Below are 19393 nucleotides of genomic sequence, written 5' to 3'. Positions count from 1 at the left end.
CCGGTTTGGACGCGTCTAACGACGAATGCACGCGTCTGACGACGTAAGCGCAGCCAGAGGCTTTGCCGTCGCCGTAGGCTCTGCCGCAAGGCTTAACCGTAGGTAGCGGCTCCGTAGGTAGCGCAGCTATAGCTAGAGGCTCCGCCCGCCGTCGCCGCAGGCTCTAGGTATTGCGTGACCACAAGGTTATATTTATTTTTAGTATTTGAGTTACACCCCCTAAATTCCCCATAGCGGAACGCTTGGCTTCAGTCATAATTGGGAGAGGGATGTCCGTCAGGACAGGGTGAGAGCGTACCTCATTTACTTGCAAAATGCTGTACATTCTCCTGCGCGCTTAACACACCCCATAATAATTTTATTTTTTATTTACAAATAATTTTTAATTTTTAAACATGGGCGTAAATCTTACTTGTCCAAATCTGAATTGGTTCAGCAAACAAAGCATGATAATTTTTCAACTCATTACGGTTCATACCAGAATTCTGCGCTTGTTTAAATAACTCTAAGAGTGACTGTATTGCAGCTTCTGCTTCTTTTCCAGACTTAGGATCGGCTACTAATAAATCTGCAAACGCAATTCTGAGATTACCTATAGATTCGTTATCTATTCCAGAATCTTGATCTGATAAGTACGGAGCTAGAGAACTTACTTTACCTTGAGTCCTACCATTAGGTAATTGACTTTGGGGATGAACATAGGTGTGAGTATCAGCATCGTATGCTAAAACCTCTCCTGTTTCGATCTGATAGATCCAAGCATAAATTTGTAATCTACCTTGATGAAGCTTAGCTCTAATAGCTGGATAGGTTTTGAGATTTTCGATTTGAATTAAAACATTTTCTGCAACTAAAATTTCAACTAATTCTTCTTCGGAGTAATCTTTATAATTCTCTTTGACTAAACGTCGAGTTGCTTCGGCATGTTTTAACCAGTCATATACTAAAGGCATATCAGCCTGAAGTTTATTGAGTTTGAGTAGTCCCTTCATTGCTCCACAGTGGGAATGACCGCATACTACAACTTGCTCAATGCCTAGGGCGGTAATAGCATATTCAATGGTTCCACCTTCTCCCCCATTTGCTGCACCGTAAGGCGGGATAATGTTTCCTGCGTTGCGAATGACAAATAAGTCCCCGATATCTGTACTAGTAATAAGATTCGGTGCAACCCTGGAGTCAGAACATGTGATAAATAAAACTCTAGGTTTCTGCCCATGGGAAAGTTGTTCCAGAAGTTCTAGATGCTCAGTAACATAATGTTGCTGAAAATGATCGAGACCGCGAATTAACTTTTTCACTCTAGTTTTGAATCTGCTGACTTTAAAGGTATATAAAATTATATTTTCTATTATCTGACAACTTTGTGATTTTTTGGAGATTGGGGAGCGTGGGAAGTGTGGGGAGTGTGGGAAGTATGGGAAGTGTGGGGAGTATGGGAAGTGTGGGAAGTGTGGGAAGTGTGGGAAGTGTGGGGAGTAGTGTGAGGTTGGGGATTAGGTATTTTGCTGTGCTTTACGCCCGCCCCACTTACGTTAACGCTGTAAGCGCGGTCTGTTCTGATTTCTGCTGTGCTTACGCCCCGCTAGACCGCGCCTGCGGCGAACGCTAACGTCTGTCAAGACGCGGTCTGTTCTGACTTCTGAGTCCTTAATCATTACTTCTTACTTCCTAGTCAGGGGATTGAGGATTAGGATAAGTAAATAACTATTCCCCACTTCCCACCTTTTATCCCTAACGAAGAAAATCGGCAAGTTCTTCTAATTTATTCCAAGCTGCTCCACTGCGAAGAATATCTTGAGCCAGATTAACGGCTTGAGTAAAATTCTGTAAATGATCTCCTGTATCTGGAATTATTTCACCAACATACAAAGCAAATGCAGCATTTAAAGCTATCACATCTTGTTGTGCTTGGGTTCCTTTACCCGAAAGAACTCCCTTAAGAATTTCCACATTTTCTCGAACATCTCCACCCCGAAGTGCATTAACAGGGGCTGAATGCAATCCAAAATCTTGAGGTTCTAATTCTAATAAATGGATTTTACCATCGGAAACTAAAGCCAAGTCAGTTTTGTCACCCAGCCCTGCTTCATCTAATTTTTCCCGTCCATGAAGTGTGATTGCACGGTTAATTCCCATTTGGTGAAGAACTATGGCAAAAGTTTCCACTAAATTGGGATGATTAACACCAATTACCTGTCCTGTGGGTCTTAATGGATTAATTAATGGACCCAGCAAGTTAAAAACTGTCCGGACCTTAAGTTTTTTCCGTAATGGTGCAACAACTTTAAGTGTAGGATGCCAATCTGGTGCAAATAAAAAAGTAATTCCAACTGCATCAACAGCCTCTTGAACTTTTTTACTCCCTGCTTTGAGATTTAAACCCAATCCTTCCAATACATCCGCTGAACCAGTCTTACCGGATGCGGAACGATTACCATGTTTGGCAACTTTAATTCCTGCAGCAGCTGTAACAAAAGCAACTGCTGTAGAAATATTAAATGTTGACGCACCATCGCCACCTGTTCCACAAGTATCAACTAAAGGTGAAGTTCCAACAACTCGATCTCGTAAAGTTGCTCTAACTGATTGAGAATATAAAACCTTTACCATACCCAGCAATTCATTAGCAGAAACACCTCTCATTTGAATTGCAGCTAAAATTGCACCTGATAGAACTGGGGGTATGGAATCACTTAACCAACCATACATTAAATCAGATGCTTGATATACGGAAAGAGACTTTCCATCTAAAATTTGTTGTAACAATTCGGACCAGTTAGGAAAGTCTCGATTTGATGCTTTGTTTTCTGTTTTAGTTGAAACCATATCAATCACTAGTTTTCCGTTAATGAGTTATTCGGTTGTTAGGATTATTAATTAATTGAAATATTGGGGTAGTTTGAATATTTCGATAGCTGTTAGTTTTCCCAAAGTCTTGAATCTGTCCGGATTGTAAATTTATAACATTTAAGGATTATTATCTCAGCCGAGCGAGAATCGGAACAAGTAGTAAGCCTCAGGATTTAAATTTTAGTACTTAGATCTCAGAACTTAGATCTCAGAACTTAGATCTCGGGACTTAAATCTTAAAGATAGATAATATGCACAACCATCAGAATTTAAAAGATTGGATTCTCAAGGATAAATTGATTTATATTACTTAGATGAAAGCGGATTTTGTCTGATTCCTTCAGTTCCTTATGGATGGCAAGATATTGGAGAATAACTACTTAAAACTAAGCGAACGTTTGGAAAAGCTGCTTTAGTCCCGGGACGACTACCTTAGGGGAAATTTAAATGAACAATTGAACACAGTAGTGTCACAATAGGAGGAAACATCTACTGGTTAGTCTTCATTCTCAAACTTTGAATAATACAAATTATCAAGGTGCGGAACAATCAGAAGATCCATTATGGATAGATTAAGAGGAGCTATTCCTAATCTATGGAATTCTGAGAATTTATTATTTTCCTCTGCCGCTTAGTGATGGAAAAGCGTTAATTAGTTATTACTTGGATAAGTAATGTGAATGATTCGAGTAACAAGTATGGAAGTAGAGTAGGCAAGTGGGTAAGACAAACGGGATTTCAACCACAAAATTATTACTCCTTACTCCTTACTCATTACTCTTCTCACTCCTTACTCATTACCGGTAAATGATAACTACTATTTACATAGGTCGTTACCAAGTTTTTAACAATCCCAAGTCCAATACCTCCCGCTAAAGTCATAATTGATTCTGGATGGAATTGAACCCCTGAAATTGGTAGGGTTTTATGCTCAACACCCATAATTACACCATCATCCGACATCGCTGTAACTTTAAGATCTCCAGGTAAATGGTCGGGTAACGCATATAAGGAGTGATATCTTCCTACTTCAAAGGATTTTGGTAAATTTTTGAAAGTTACTGATTCTGGTTCGACAACGGAAATCTGAGATATCTTACCGTGTTGGGGATAGTCAAGGATTCCTAATTCGCCACCAAAAGCTTCTACAATAGACTGTAATCCCAAACATACCCCAAAAATTGGTATTTTTCGTTGAATACAAACTTCAATAGTTTCTTTAACACTGAAATCAGTTGGTTTTCCAGGTCCGGGAGATAAAACAACTAAATCTGGTTTTTCTGTATCAAATACTGATTCCGCGAATCCATGCCGTAATGTTTTTACTGTAGCCCCTGTTTGGCGGATATAATTGGCTAAGGTGTGAACGAATGAATCTTCGTAGTCTATTAACAACACACGCTTACCGACAGCCAAATGTTTTTGTTCCGACTGGGATTGTAAATTATCTTGCAAGTTGCTCTTGTTGTAACTAGTCTGGAGCAAAGCCTGAAATAGGGCTGCACCTTTAGTTAAAGTTTCTTGAGCTTCCGCTTCTGGGTCAGAATCATAGAGAACTGTTGCACCTACTCGCACTTCTGCAATGGAATCCTGAAGCCGAATTGTGCGCAGAATTAATCCTGTATTTAAGTCACCAGTGAAGTTTAAATAACCTACTGCACCACCATACCATCTTCGAGGACTGCGTTCGTGTTGTTCGAGGAATTGCATTGCCCAACGCTTGGGTGCACCAGTTACGGTTACAGCCCACAAATGACTTAAAAATGCATCCAAAGCGTCAAATTCTGGTCTTAATACACCCTCAACATGATCTACTGTGTGGATCAGATGGCTGTATAGTTCGATTTGACGACGACCAATAACTTTTACCGAACCAGGTTCGCAAATACGTGATTTATCATTACGATCAACATCGGTACACATCGTCAACTCGGCTTCGTCTTTTCCAGAGTTGAGTAATTTGAGAATTTGGGCTGCATCGCTAATAGCATCCTGTCCTCGACGGACTGTTCCGCTAATTGGACAGGTTTCAACCCGTCGTCCTTCAACCCGAACAAACATTTCTGGAGAAGCACCAATTAAATATTCTCCACCCAAGTTAAAAAGAAATCCATAGGGACTAGGATTAATTTCTTTCAAAATTCGGAATAATTCAGTGGGGGATTGTTTGCAAGGTTGGGAGAATTTTTGTGAAGGAACAACCTCAAATAAATCGCCGCGACGGAAATATTCAAGTGCTTTATGAACTTGTTCTTGATATTCACCTTCTTGATGATCGGATGTTTCTGATGGTACTAAATATTTACCTCGGTAATCAATATTTTCTCCAGTACGAGGCAAGTCTCTGGTACTACCATACTTGGTGACAAAGTCGTATTGCAAACGAAATGCCCTTTGTTGATAATGATCCACAACAACCAATTCATCAGGCAAATACATTACCAGATCTCTTTGGTCGGGAGCGCGTTGTAGCTCCTTCGGCATTTGTTCGAATTGAAATACTAAATCGTAACCAAAAGCACCATAAAGTCCTAAGTGCTCATCCTCATTACTTTTAAATGTAGATAATATCTTGCGAATAACTGTAAAAACTGATGGCTGCTGAGAGCGTTCTTCCTCTGAAAATAATTTATCTGTGGAGCGAATAGTCCCAACTATACAATTATTTTCCTGCTTTACTTCCTTTAAATCTGGGCATTCTATCAATATTTCCAGTAAATGCTTTAGCAACACTAAACCCCGTTCATTGTGTGCTGTTAGAGTAAAACAATTATCACGGGTAGATAATTCTAGTGGAGGATTAACAAAACCAATAGCCCATCTCTTATAACGTCCTGGATATTCGTAACTGCTAGTCAATAAACATCCTCTTTGGGAATCAAGACGTAATAAAACTTCTTCTATACCAGTTTCCATGGAAGTTTTAGTCGCAGTTCGAGACACGAAAATCCCACCGGAAGTTGTGTAAGAATGAGTATCTAAATACATAGATGATTTCCCCGATCCTGTTGATAGTTAATTAATACTTTGAGCTAGACTGGACTAGATAATTTTGATGTAAAATTCGTTAACTTACCTAGTGTAATGTCGATTTGCTATTACTTGGAAACCTAGCATATTTATTGCGCATACATAGCATATATACTTATCACGTCTTGAGAAACTTGATAATGAGAATAAGTAATAGTTAACTGGTAATTAACAATGGGTAATAAATAAAAAACTTAATTAATACAAGAAAATAATCAGTTAACTACGAATCAAGGATGCATTAACGCTTGTACTAACTTGACTTTTTTGAGTAAGTCCAATTGTGACACTATTTTTTTCGTTCTCAAGTTACGATCAAATAATTTTTATATTTTCGAATAATCTTTTGTCATAGATTGGGATAATGTTTGATTTTGTAAAGATTTAGTCCCACGACTGAAGAATTGGGCTAAAGGTTTTACCTCGAGCATTAGTTTTTGAAACTCCTGTGGTTTTAAAGATTGGGGACCATCAGAAAGTGCTTTGGCTGGATTGGGGTGAACCTCAACCATTAGAGAATCTGTACCTGCAGCGATCGCGCCCATTGTCATAGTTGGTACGTATTGGGATTTACCAGTAGCATGGGAAGGATCGATTGTAATTGGTAAATGAGTTAGCGTTCGCAACACTGGAACGACTGATAAATCGAGAACATTACGGGTATGCTGACGGTCAAAGCTACGAATACCCCGCTCACATAAAATCACATTGGGGTTACCAGAAGCCAAAATATATTCCGCAGCCATCAACCATTCTTCAATTGTTGCTGAAAGTCCACGCTTTAGTAATACTGGCTTACCTGTTGCTCCAACTTTTTTCAGTAGAGAAAAGTTCTGCATATTACGAGCGCCAACTTGCAAAATATCTGCAACCTTAGCAATCTTCTCTACATCTGCAGTATCCATCACCTCAGTAATAATTCCTAAACCTGTAACTTCCCGTGCTGTTGCAAGTAAGTCCAAGGCGCTTTCCCCGTGTCCTTGGAAAGCATAAGGAGATGTACGAGGTTTGTAAGCTCCTCCTCGAAGAAATTGTGCTCCAGCAGCTTTGACTACCTGTGCTGTTTCTACAATCATTTCTTCATTTTCGACTGAGCAAGGACCAGCTATCACTACCAAGGGAGAATCTTTACCAAAATCTACTTTTCCGTTAGGTGTTGCAACTGTAACTGTAGAGTATTCACCGTAGCGAAATTCTAAAGAAGCCCGTTTATAAGGCTTTTTCACTCTAATTGTTTCCTCAATAAAGGGACTCATCTGTTGGATATGTTCGGATTTTATTGCTGCGGTCTCACCAACTAAACCGATAACTATTTTGTTTTTACCTGCTAATTTTTCTGGTACGACATCCCAGTTATTAAGTTCATTTATAATGCGTTCAATCTCACTCGGGGGTGTATCGTCCTTCATGACAACGATCATTTTGGATTCTCCTAAGTCGATATTTTTTCATCGTCTTTTTTTATCTTGAATTTATATAGGAGAGTACAAGGAAATGTTATGCAATAGATGTCCGAATGTAATGGATGTCCGAAGAAGTGGGATATATACTTTGTCTCTAAAAGCTTCAGTAGGTGTATTCACCCTAGGTGAGCGTTCTATACGCACCAGAGGCGGCACGGCAGCTACGCTAGCAGCCGCGCGTCTTCCAGGGCTCTTGTAACCGGGATTTATTTGAGATGTGGTTAGAGCATTGTCTAGTACCACAATTGCAAACAGGTGATGTTATTGTTATTGACAATGCAACTTTTCACCGTTCCCAACTTATCAACGAAATTATCACAGAAGCTGGATGTGAAATCTGGCATCTTCCCACATATTCTCCAGATTTAAACAAAATTGAGCGCTGGTGGTTTGTACTCAAAAATTGGATGAAACAACGGTGGGATGAATTTAAACAATTTTGTGATTGTGTAGATGCTGCGTTCAAAAAATGTCCTAACGTGTATTCGTAGCGCTATACATATTTTATAATTATTAAAAATCGGAATAACTTTTGACAGAATGCTTTGTTGTTCCGTTATATTGCTACTACCTAATTTTGGCAGCAAAGTAAAATATATTGGGAATGCTCTGTCTTGATGCAGTCGCTCATGGGGGAAACCCCCAAGACCGCGCTGCATCGCTTTTATCCCAAATAACACTAACCATAAATAGATTTATGCGACACCAATTTGTTCTATCAATTGCCACATAAATTATTTTCCCATTTGTAAAATATGTTTTCAACAATTCTTCAACTATTGGAAACCAAACTTTTTCAATTGTTAGGTTTGGCAATGATAAAAATCTTTGTATTCTTTTTCTTCTGCTGTGAAATTTTATTGGTAAAGGTAAAGCATTGGCTAACTTTTCTAAGTTTACTTTTTTAATTGATTGTAAAAGGTGAAGCAGAATTTTTAGAAAAATATAATCTGCTAGATTCAGTTGACTTTTTAGATGCGTTTGGTAAAATCGAGGTAACATTTTCAACAAGTAGGTCTTATTGCAAATATAAAGACCTATCTTTTTTATCACACAATGTTATTTGCTATACAAAATAAAAGTTTCAGGCTGTTTCGTCGCCCCTTCAGGAATTATAGATATGGGTATGGAACGGGAAGAAACAATCGTCATTACAGTCCTTATCTTTCGAGTCCTAATATTCGTCGTTCTTCCGGAAACGCTTCTCGAACTACTAAAAGACGTAGAGCTGTTCTTCCTGGACAATGTCCAAATATATTAGCTATAGCGCAAAATAACCCTTATAAATTGGTTAGAGCCGAGGCAATGAAAATATATCAACAAGATTGTACTTGAAGTTGCTACCTAAGAAAGGTATGTGTTTAATTTCTATGTAAGGAGATATCTATCAATTGAATAGATATAAACCTAAATATCTACAAAGACGTATTAAATTACGTCTTTATTTTTTGCCATATATAGTAATCACATAAATAGGCATGGCTGAAAAATGCAAAAATATTAGCTTAATTTTCCCTATTTATTAATATGAAAAATTGATATATTTGGAATATAAGAAAATTAAATAATTCAAAAACAACTGCAGTAAATAATTTAATAAACCTGAAATATTCAAGGAGATAAATCATGAATAAGTTTCAAGCTGCTTTTGAAATCCTATATATTTTATCTTGCATCGATGGCGAAGTTTCCCGTAAAGAGGTTCAGGTAATCAATGATTTTATCAGTTCTAATTATGGCAACATTAACTTTGATACAAGAGAAATAATCGATTCATTCGATTTCATGACAGGAGAAGGCATTTTAGAAGAGTTAAAACTTGCTGCAAATGTTTTTAAGGAATACAGCAATACAAAAGATAAACTAATTCTTTTTGATTTTGCTTACACTCTTATTTCTGCTGATGGGCGCATAACTGAAGAAGAAGGATATTTCTTCTACCTCTTAGGAAAACTTTGGAATATTGATATCGATAGATATTTAAAAACTAAATTCTGATTACAAAATCGTTAGAATTAGTAAGATTGAGAGTGCAAAGTAAATTTACATAGAAATTACGTAATTCCTGTTATCCCGAGGCGATTCTTTTAAAGAGTATCGTCTCTTAACTTGATTTAATCTTGTTAACTATTTATTCGCGTTAATTTGCGACATACTCTTAAGTCAATACAGTTTTCTGTAATCCTAACTGCATAAATTTGCCATTCCCTTGTCTGGGAATAGTGATTAAATTTGCATAAGTACCACTTTAATAATGAATAATATAGTCTTACTGTAAAAATATGGATGCAATTTTAGATCCCATATCAGCAAAGACGTAAACAGTGAGGGATAATAATGATTCATAATTTACAGGAGCAAGCACTGCTAACTTTTCTAGTAGTTGACGACCACAACTTAATCCTCGGTGGAACTTTAGAAGTGCTGAAAAAACAGTATCCCGAAGCAAGACTATTGACTACGAAAACTGCACAGGATACCTTGTCTCAACTCCAAAAATGTCAGCCGGACTTAGTAGTATTAGACCTTTCCATTCCTGAAGAAAATGGAAAAATATCCCAAATTGAAACGGGTATTAAATTGCTACAACAGTTGATGAAAGAATATCCCGATCTGAATTTAATGGTGCAAAGCAGTTATATAAAAGCTTTGGTGAGAATTAAGCATGATATCGATGCTCATCGTGGTGGTTTTACCGTTGCTGATAAGGGACTATTAGAAGCGGACATGCTCACTAGAGTTGACTTATCACTCAAAGGAGTAACCCACACCAAGGATTTGAAAACCAAATTAGAAGTCAAACCAGAATGGTTAGAAGTATTGAGATTAGCCTTTGAAGAAGGTTTACAAGATAAAGCGATCGCACAACGAATGTTCAAATCAGAAAGAATGGTGCGTCATTACTGGACTAAAATTCAAGATGTTTTGGGTATCTACCCAGAATATAGCAAAAAAGAAGGTAAAAATATTCGCATTGAAACAGAAATTCGAGCCAGAAAAGAAGGATTGATTGATTAGTGAATCATACGCTTAATGGATTAATTTATTAGTAAGTTAATTTGGAGTTTTAAAATAGTGTTAAGAAGTATCTGGGGGAAAATTGAGGATGAATTTAATATTTGGCGAGTAGGAGCATTACCAGGTTTAATTATAATTTCTCTAGTTATGTTAGCTCGTTTAAGTGGTTCGTTGCAATTCCTTGAATGGATGACCCTAGATGCTTTTTTACGCTGGCGTCCGGCTGAATCAAGAGATGATAGAATTACCATTATTGGGATTAATGAGGCAGATATTAACTCTATTGGAACCTATCCAATTCCAGATCGAAATATTGCTAAATTGATTGAAAAAATCCAGAGTTATAAACCAAAGGTAATAGGTTTAGATCTCATTAGAAATACAAAATTTCCGCCAGGTAATGATGAACTTATTCAAGTCTTTAAAAAATATAAAAATTTATTTGGTGCTGAAGTAATCTTAGGAGAAGATAAAGCTCCTCCTCCACCCGCATTACCTCCCGAAAGAGTCGGTTTTATAGATCTTATTATTGATAGAGATGGAAAGTCCAGACGCGCACTGCTCGGAAATCCAAATAATAAAGATTATAAATTTTCTCTACCTTTACGCTTAGCAAAAACTTATTTAGATAGCAAAAATATAACCTTAAAAAATGGTACTAGCGATCGCCATGCAATGCGATTTGGGAAAACTGAATTAACTCGCTTTTTGTCTAATACTGGGGGGTATGTTGGTGCAGATGCAGGAGGGGTAAAAATTCTTGTCAATTTTCGTAGTGGGAAAAAAGTATTTCCAACCCTATCCCTCAATGAATTAGAAAAAGGTAATTTTAATCCTCAACTAATACGCGATCGCATAGTTTTAATTGGAATTACAGCACCCAGTCAACCAGATTTCATTAACACTTCAGCGGTATCAGATTACAGACATCACCTTGGAATTTATGGGGTAGATTTCCACGCTCACGTTATTAGTCACATTCTTAGTACAGTTGAAAATAATAGACCACAAATAGTGACTTTACCCGATATTTGGGAGTACCTATGGATTATAGCTTGGGGAATTTTAGGAATTGCTTTAGGAAGATTAATCCAATCAGCATTTAAAAATTTATTTGTGGTTGGTATTACAATTATTTGTTTTCTCAGTATAAGTTATCTATGTTTGATTATCGGTTGGTGGATTCCTGTCGCACCTGTTGTTTTAATATTAGGAATTAATGCTGTGGGGTTAAGCGCTTTTGCTTTTTATGAATACGATCGCAGTTTAAAATCACAAATTGCTATCAGACAGGAAGCTATAGACTTTACATTTACATCTATTCATAATGGGCCTTTGCAAACCCTAGCAGCTTTAATGAGGGAAAGTCAAAACGATAATCTTAAAGGAAAAGAATTACATACAAAACTACAATATTTAAATCAAGAAATTAGAGATGTTGGGGAAAATTTAAAAATTGAAACTCTCAATCGAGGAGAAAGTTTATATTTAGGTAATTCCTCAAAAGTAGATTTAAAATGTCCAATTCATAACTTATTTTACGAAGTTTATAGTCATACTGTAGAACGCGATCTACCACACTTTAAAACTTTAAAGGTTAAAGTCAGAGATTTCGACCCCGTAGAAGAAAAATATTTAAGTATTAAAAAGAAACGAGAATTATGTCAGTTTCTTGAAGAAGCTATATGTAATGCTGGTAAACATGCAGAAGGTCTGACTCGTTTATCTGCAACGGGTAAAAACCAAGATGGTTGGTATACCATTACCGTTAAAGATAATGGAGTAGGTATTTCCTCTAATAAAGAGAACAAAGGTACAAAAAACTCTAAGTCCTTAGCAAAGGAACTGGGGGGTAGATTTAATCGCGAATCTACTGGTTCCAAAGGTACTTCATGTGAGCTTACATGGAATTTAAATTGCGATCGCTACAAAATAAGCATAAATATTTTACCTAGGTTAAAACGATTACTTTTTACCAAAAAATGATTGCTTAATCTGACAAGTAAGTAGGTGAGAAAAAAGTAAACTATGTAAATAAATATAAAATATTCTTATTTGGCTCGTAGTAGCGCTTTAGCGCTAAAGCGCTATTACAAACAAGTTATAATTTTCTTACTAACCTACTTAACTAATTAATTTGAATATCTTTGATAGCTGCAATATTCTGTAAATTCTCCACATGTTTTTTTAATCCTTCAATTTCTGGTTTTGTTAAATTTATTCCTTCATGGGGAATATCTCCATCTGCAACATTTTCTAAAAGACTTGAAAGTGGTTTAGTTAATCCTTTAGTTTTAGCTAATGTGAGAGCTTCTGCTAAAGCGTCGTACCATAAACTCGATTGTGCGTATAAATTTAATCTATCTAGTTCATTAGAAGTTTGTGCTATCTTTTTCGATAGCTCTGTTGTTAATGGAACTACAGTAAATTCTGCCCTACTCAATAGAAGACCCTGAGGACATGTAATAATAACTTGCCACAGATATGTTTCTCCAATTTGTAATCCGGGTTGATTTTTAGGTAATGAGTAGGTTTGAATTCCTGGTGCTTTTTTAGTATTAATTGGTGAACCTAGTGGTTCTGGATCCCCGTTCTTATCAAACTTAAATAAACTAAATTCTACTGATTCAGAACCAGAGGAATACCAAGCAAAAGTTGGATGACTAGAAAAAGTGTATCCGACATATTTTTTAGGAGCAAGAACAGTTAAAGGTATTTTGCTGGTATCACACCCTCTACGACCTCCAGGTTTTGAATAATCGCTAGATTCTTTTTGATCTGGTGGTGGGACATAAGCTGCGAGAACTGACGGTGAGATAGTTATAAATGATGTTAAAAGAGTAACTATAAATAATTTATGTATGAGGTATTTTTTCATCATGATTTTTGAATTGGTAATGGGTAATTGGTAATAGTTAATTGATGAGTTAATTGATGAATTTTCAGATCTATTACTAGTAAACTTTTGGTCACAATAGGTGCGGTCTGTTTTAATTATTAAGTTTTAATTTTCAAGTTTTTACTTTTGAATTTGAACTTTTTACTTTTGACTTGCACATAGCGCTATAACCAATTACCTATAAGAATAAATGAAGCCCAATAATAAGGGTTATCGTATCGTCTATTTGCCTCAGGATCTTCTTTAGCTTTAATCAACTTTATTTGTGCTGCTTGTAAAGCCTCAGCTTTAGATTTTCCTGACTTAAGATTGTTATAAAACTCTGATACTAATATTGATGTAGATGCATCAGCAATAGTCCATAAGGAAGCAACAGCACTTCTGACTCCTGACTGTAGAGCAACTCCTGCTAAACCAAGTGCGGAACGGTCATCACCAAAAGCTGTTTCACAAGCACTTAATGTGAGTAATTCAATTGCGTGAGAACCACCTTTAACTTTACGAAGTGCTATTTCTAATTCATTAATTGTTAATTTTTCGTTGTCTGGGTCATTATCATTTTTTCTTCCAGCAATTAGGAAAGTATCTTCCGGAATTGTTCCGAATTGAGCATGAGTTGCAATATGAATTATGGGGTAAATATTTTGTTCTAGTTCTATTTCTACATTAGATGGTTGAAATTCTCGATCTATAAAATCTTTGTACTGAGGAAATAACTTTTTAACTTCACTTACTTCTTCTTCAACATTAAATAAGGCGGAATATATCTTACCACCAATGCGACTTTCCTCAGTTAAGGCTAAAATTAAGACGCTATTTTTTTGCGTCTTCAATTTTTTGGGTGCAGTTAGTTTTAAACTTGGGGTAGTAGCGAGAGCATATTCTTCAATTAAATACTTTTCATTCTGACTATCGAAAAGTGCAGCCATTGGTATGGTACGTAAAATACCATCTTGAATTAAAACTAAGGTTTTGATGTTGTTGTTTTCTAAATCGTTTTTAAAAGGAGCAATAAACCACTGATATAATTTTGCAGCTTCGCTAGTATCATATTGTATTAGTTTCTGCCCTTTTTTGAGCCCATCACGAAATTCCTTAATTTCATTCTCAATAATTTGAGATCCAATAATTTTACCGTTGTCTTCAACCCATTCAACTTTCTGGCGATCGCCAGGTAAACGGAGTAATATTGCTACGCCTTTATCAACAACAATTGAGCTAAGAACAGCAGTTTCTTCCCCGACTAATTCATTTACTGCTTGTTTGCTAATTGCCGCTAAAATACAATCATTACCGAAGAAATTTTGTAATTCTGCTAATCTCAGAGAATCAATAGTTTGAATTGCACTATCTAAATTTTCTTGAGTTTTAGAGCTATTTTTAGATGTTTTATTAAAATTAACTTGTTTAGTTTGTAGATTTATTGCTTGTGACACTTGTAACTTGCTGTCATTCTGTAATGCTAACTCTAACCTTAATTCAGCTAAATCTCGATATACGGGTTCAATTACATCTCTAAAATCAAACTGTAAATCTTTATCTGCTTTGAGAATATCGCTACGAATTTCCTCTAAAGTTAAATAGGCGCGTTGATAAGCATCAGCAATTTCTTGAGGAGATTTTCCCTGTTTGCGGAATATTCTACCAATTTGCCATTCCCACAAATACACGCTATCTCTAGCTTTTAATTTTTGATCCGCTGCTAATAAAGCTTGACGCGTGTAACTTAAAGCATTTTCATATTGATTATTACATTCATAAAAATGACCTAATGCTCCCAAAGCAAAAGACTTGGAACGATTATCATTCATTTCTTCAGCATTTTTGAGCGCACCTTCGAGCAAATCTTTTGCTCGCATATCTGTAATTCGACGTGGTGAAACACATTGAGTTAAAGGTGAAGTTATTTCCTGAGAGTCTACTGCTGGTAGATTGGTTAAATCCACTGCAGCATATACCTTATTTCGTGTATTGGGTAAATCTTTTAACAGAACTAAAGCTTCTTGAATTTTGCGATCGACTTCACTCCGGTCGAATATTCTAAACTCTCGTGAGGTATAACTCAACTGAATTAAAGATAATAGCGATCGCATTTTAGCGAAGCGATCGCCCTTTTGTCGAGCAAGTTCAAAACTCTTCTGAAAGTTATTCTTCGCTTGTTGATAATCAATCCGCGCATTTTGCTCAAATTCACCAGATCGGGACTTCATATCCAGCTCTTTTGCAGACACAGAACGTAAATTCCACCTTTGGGCTCTTCCAGTGTAAGTATTACCCAGACTATTAAGCAAAGGTTGTTCGTAACTTGCTTCATCAATAGATAAAGCTTGTTGTAAACATTCAATTGCTCTATCATAATTACCTCGCTTACGATAAGCATCACCTAAACTACCTAAAGCTGCTGCTTCACCCTTTTTATCTTTCTCCTCCCTTGCAATTTGCAGAGCAGTATTTTTTCTACCCTCTGTCTTTTTAAGCTCTATATTTTCAGTTCCTACCCGATCTAAGCCATATAAAATCTCAATAGCTTTTAAGGGCTGACCCAAGCTACTATATACTTGCGCTTGTTCTGTTAGCGCTCTTCCTAGTAATTTTCTTTCCCCAGAATTTCCATAGTAAACTACTAGCTCTTCCCATTTTTCTAAGGCTTTTTCTCCTTCACCTAAAGCTCCATATCCTCGAGCAATATTTTCATTAATAATCGCAATATTAGCTGAATTACCAGTTTTTTGATAAGCTTCTAAAGCTTTATTCCATTCTTGAATTGCTGCTTGGTAATTTCCTATTTGATAATAGTTAATACCTTTCTCTACTTGTTGAGTTGCTTGAGGTCTTTGAGCAGCTACTATCTGAGAAAATTTTGAATAGGAAAACGGTAAAAGAATATCACTGAGCCATATACTGCAAATCAAACTAAAAATAAATAAAACTGCAAGAAAACGACGCATATTATTCGAACATCCCTTAAACATAAATTGTTTCTAATGATGTGAAGTTTTTTGTAAAACTTAATATAAACAAGTTGCTATTTTTACTTGATATATATCTGTTTACGGTGTCCTTTGCAAGAAAAATAAAGTTTACATGAAGTTAGATTAAAATTAAATCAATGTGATAAGCATTTATAAGACTGCAAGTGAGATGATCTCATCAGAACTGGTTTTTGCTTGTTTCGATTCAATTGGATTTTTGTCTTACGTGAAACTTAAATGTAAAGTTTTTGCAAAATAAGGATAATCTTATTCTGAGCGTGATAGTTTACTCCTAGATAGAATTACTGACATTTAAAAATACAATTACCTGTTTGAGATAACAGTAATGCTTAGCAAAAGCTGGGTTTTTTTATGCTGCCAATTCTGGCTATATTTCCTCTTAAACTTAATTTTTGTCGAAAGAGTTAAGGCTCAAATTATTCCGGATACAACTCTAAATTCCGAAATTTCAATTGTTAATTCAATTGATGAATTCAATGAGCGTATTAATGGTGGAGCATTGCGGGGAGCAAATTTATTTCATAGTTTTAGGGAATTTAATGTTGGTGAAGGTAAAGGAGTTATTTTTGCTCATCCTGACGGCATAAATAATATATTTTCTCGTGTCACTGGTAATAATCCTTCAAATATTTTTGGCAAATTGGGAGTATCAGGTACAGCTAATTTGTTCCTGATTAACCCTAATGGGATAGTGTTTGGAGAAAATGCAACTTTAGATGTACAAGGGTCATTTGTCGCTACAACAGCTGATGCTATTCGATTTGGAGAGGGAAAATTTTTTAGTGCGAGGGAGCCTGAATCCATACCTCTTCTGACTATTAGTGTTCCTTTAGGTTTGCAATTTAATAAAAGTTCAACTAATAAAAATCCTGGACAAATTATTGTGCTGGGTAATGGTCAGGGTACTCGTTTAACAACCGAACTCATTGATACTTTAGTAGGACTACGCGTAGCACGCAATCAAACTTTAGCTTTGGTAGCCAGAGAAATTAGCTTGGAAGGTGGAACTCTCAAAACGGATGGAGGGAGAATAGAGCTTGGTAGTGTCAGAAATTCTGGTTCAGTTAGTGTAAATGCAGCTAAAAAAGGTTGGTCTTTAGGTTATGAGGACGTTCAGAATTTTGGAGACATCAAACTTTCACAACAATCAACAGTTGATGCAAGTGGAGCAGGTGGTGGAAATATCGAAGTTAATGCTAGAAGTTTAACTTTGAGTGATGGTTCTGGAATCGATGTGAGTACTTTAAGAGCAAACTCAGGAGGAAGATTAAGTGTTAACGCTTCTGAGTTAATAGAATTAACTGGAACTTCACAAGATGGTCAAATTCAGAGTGGTTTATTTGCTATAGTTTATTCGGGAAACCAAAGCACTCGCGGAAGCGATATATTTATCAACACAAAGGGTCTAATTGTTCGCGATGGCGCACAAATTCAGGTAGTAAATCAACCATTAAGTCAAGGTTCATCAGGTGATTTACAAGTAAATGCCTTTGATTATATTAATTTACTTGGAGAATCAGAGTTATTTAGTAGTGGCTTATTTACCCAATCACAAGGCTTAGGAACAGGTGGAAAATTAAACATTATAACTAATAATTTATTTGTTCGGGGTGGAGCCCAGGTCTCTGCAAGTGCTTTAAGTCAGGGTTTAGGAGGTAGTTTAACTGTTACCTCTGAGAATATAGATATAAGCGGAACATCAGCAGCAGGAAGTCAATTTCCTAGTGGCTTGTTTGTACAAACTCAAGGAAAAGGAAATGGAGGAGAATTACAAATATTCTCCAAGCAGTTAACAGTTCGTGATGGAGGGCGTATTTCTGTAGATAGTAGCTTAGAAAATGCTGGAAATGCTGGCATATTGAAGATTGAAACAGAAAAACTAGTTATTCGAGATGGCGCTCAAGTAACTGCTGGAACTTTAGGTAGTGGACAAGGTGGAGATTTGTCAGTTAGGGCTTCTGAATCTGTAAGACTATCCGGAGCCAATAGTTTTCTAACAACTCAATCTTTAGGTGATGGTAATGGAGGAAAATTAACCATACATACCAAGAAATTGATCCTTGAAAATAGCTCTCAGGTCTCAACTGGTACTTTTGGTCAAGGTCAAGGAGGAAATTTAACATTAACAGCAATAGATTTAATTGAACTGAGTGGTTTTCAAACTGGTTTATTTTCCCAGACTAGAGGTATTGGAACTGCTGGTAACATGAATATAAGAACTGAGAAGCTAATTATTCAAGACAAAGGGCAAATATCAGCTTCTACTTCTGACATAGGTAATGGCGGAGATATTAATTTAAATAGTAAATCTCTCATTCTCAAAAACGACGCAGGTATAAATAGCAATAGTTTGGGAGAAGGAAATGCAGGCGATATTATTATCAGTCTCAATCAGACTTTAAGTGCTAACAAAGGTAATATAAACACTTCTGCACAAAATTCTACAGGAGGTGGTATTAGTATAAATGCTAAAAGTATAATCCTCCGTAACAATAGCGATATCAGGACAGATATTTCTACTGGTATGGGTGGTGGTGGAAACATAGACCTCACAGCCGATACGATCGTCGCTCTCGATGATAGCGATATCCTGTCCTTCGCTCGTGACGGTCAAGGTGGTGATATAACCTTTAACACCTCTGGTTTCTTCAGTTCTTCACAGTTTCGCCCTGTCTCTGCAAGCATTAACCTTAATCAGCTCAATGGTAATAACCGCGTCGATGTTAATGCTAGTGGTGCAATATCTGGAAATATTACTGGAATACCCGATACTACCTTTATCCAAAATAGTCTCAACGAACTACCTGAAAACCAAATTGACACTGGTGCTTTAATTGCGAATAGTTGCATTGTGCGTGCAGAAGATTCCGGTAGTACTTTTTTAATTACAGGTTCTGGTGGTTTTCCTCATAGTCCAGGAAATGCAGATATCTCAAATTATAGTACTGGCAAGGTGCGTAGTATCAGTAATCATCAAAAATCACCTCCCTGGAAAAAAGGTGACCCCATTGTTGAACCCCAAGGTGTTTTCCGATTACCTAACGGAAAATTACTTTTAAGCCAAAAGTGTAATTAGTCACGCTAAATCATAAATATTTTTCTTGTAGCGAGCAAAACTGAATTATTGATTATTTTTT

Annotated in this window: 11 protein-coding genes and 4 pseudogenes; 8 read left to right on the top strand and 7 right to left on the bottom strand. The window is 36.4% G+C overall.

Annotated elements, in window-relative coordinates:
- Nucleotides 1-677: 677 nt before the first annotated feature.
- Nucleotides 678-1301: pseudogene (locus QNJ50_RS17145) on the bottom strand (carbonic anhydrase); the annotation flags it as partial.
- Nucleotides 1302-1390: 89 nt separating this feature from the next.
- On the opposite strand from QNJ50_RS17145, the gene QNJ50_RS17140 reads away from it, so the two are divergent.
- Nucleotides 1391-1612: a hypothetical protein gene (locus QNJ50_RS17140; RefSeq protein ID WP_300637348.1), complete on the top strand. Its 222-nt coding sequence runs from the start codon at nt 1391-1393 to the stop codon at nt 1610-1612.
- A 122-nt stretch (nt 1613-1734) separates the two neighbouring features.
- Here QNJ50_RS17140 and trpD read toward each other — a convergent pair whose 3' ends face one another.
- Nucleotides 1735-2829: an anthranilate phosphoribosyltransferase gene (trpD, locus tag QNJ50_RS17135; protein WP_300637346.1), complete on the bottom strand. Its 1095-nt coding sequence runs from the start codon at nt 2827-2829 to the stop codon at nt 1735-1737.
- A 295-nt stretch (nt 2830-3124) separates the two neighbouring features.
- Here trpD and QNJ50_RS17130 point away from each other — a divergent pair.
- Nucleotides 3125-3226: pseudogene (locus QNJ50_RS17130) on the top strand (IS630 family transposase); the annotation flags it as partial.
- Nucleotides 3227-3636: 410 nt separating this feature from the next.
- On the opposite strand, the gene QNJ50_RS17125 reads toward QNJ50_RS17130, so the two are convergent.
- On the bottom strand, nt 3637-5841 hold the full coding sequence (locus QNJ50_RS17125) for an anthranilate synthase (RefSeq protein ID WP_300637344.1): 2205 nt from the start codon (nt 5839-5841) through the stop codon (nt 3637-3639).
- Between the two features lie 368 nt (nt 5842-6209).
- Nucleotides 6210-7304, bottom strand: coding sequence for a 3-deoxy-7-phosphoheptulonate synthase (aroF, locus tag QNJ50_RS17120; protein WP_300637341.1), 1095 nt, complete (start codon nt 7302-7304; stop codon nt 6210-6212).
- A 224-nt stretch (nt 7305-7528) separates the two neighbouring features.
- Here aroF and QNJ50_RS17115 point away from each other — a divergent pair.
- Nucleotides 7529-7837, top strand: a pseudogene (locus QNJ50_RS17115) (transposase); the annotation flags it as partial.
- A 6-nt stretch (nt 7838-7843) separates the two neighbouring features.
- Here QNJ50_RS17115 and QNJ50_RS17110 read toward each other — a convergent pair.
- A pseudogene (locus QNJ50_RS17110) lies at nt 7844-8348 on the bottom strand (hypothetical protein); the annotation flags it as partial.
- Between the two features lie 54 nt (nt 8349-8402).
- On the opposite strand from QNJ50_RS17110, the gene QNJ50_RS17105 reads away from it, so the two are divergent.
- The 4 genes from QNJ50_RS17105 (at nt 8403) to QNJ50_RS17090 (ending at nt 12350) form a co-directional block, all read left to right on the top strand.
- Nucleotides 8403-8681 (top strand): hypothetical protein, encoded by a 279-nt coding sequence (locus QNJ50_RS17105; protein ID WP_300637339.1) that lies wholly within the window; start codon nt 8403-8405, stop codon nt 8679-8681.
- Nucleotides 8682-8972: 291 nt separating this feature from the next.
- On the top strand, nt 8973-9344 hold the full coding sequence (locus tag QNJ50_RS17100) for a TerB family tellurite resistance protein (protein WP_300637337.1): 372 nt from the start codon (nt 8973-8975) through the stop codon (nt 9342-9344).
- 339 nt (nt 9345-9683) lie between these two features.
- Nucleotides 9684-10364 carry a response regulator transcription factor gene (locus tag QNJ50_RS17095; RefSeq protein ID WP_300637335.1) on the top strand — a complete coding sequence of 227 codons (681 nt, stop codon included), beginning with the start codon at nt 9684-9686 and terminating at the stop codon, nt 10362-10364.
- A gap of 57 nt (nt 10365-10421) precedes the next feature.
- A complete protein-coding gene (locus tag QNJ50_RS17090; RefSeq protein WP_300637333.1) occupies nt 10422-12350 on the top strand; it encodes a CHASE2 domain-containing protein in 1929 nt (642 codons plus the stop codon).
- 142 nt (nt 12351-12492) lie between these two features.
- Here the strand turns inward: QNJ50_RS17090 and QNJ50_RS17085 are convergent, their stop codons facing one another.
- Nucleotides 12493-13245, bottom strand: a complete 753-nt coding sequence (locus tag QNJ50_RS17085; protein WP_300637331.1) for a DUF928 domain-containing protein — start codon at nt 13243-13245, stop codon at nt 12493-12495.
- A 182-nt stretch (nt 13246-13427) separates the two neighbouring features.
- A complete protein-coding gene (locus QNJ50_RS17080; RefSeq protein ID WP_300637329.1) occupies nt 13428-16235 on the bottom strand; it encodes a CHAT domain-containing protein in 2808 nt (935 codons plus the stop codon).
- 346 nt (nt 16236-16581) lie between these two features.
- Here QNJ50_RS17080 and QNJ50_RS17075 point away from each other — a divergent pair, with 346 nt between their 5' ends.
- A complete protein-coding gene (locus QNJ50_RS17075; RefSeq protein ID WP_300637327.1) occupies nt 16582-19332 on the top strand; it encodes a filamentous hemagglutinin N-terminal domain-containing protein in 2751 nt (916 codons plus the stop codon).
- Nucleotides 19333-19393 lie beyond the last annotated feature (61 nt).

Origin of the sequence: Mastigocoleus sp. MO_188.B34, assembly GCF_030065675.1 — a bacterium.
Classification (GTDB): Bacteria; Cyanobacteriota; Cyanobacteriia; order Cyanobacteriales; family Nostocaceae; genus Mastigocoleus.
This window is presented reverse-complemented; position numbering and strand designations above follow the sequence as displayed.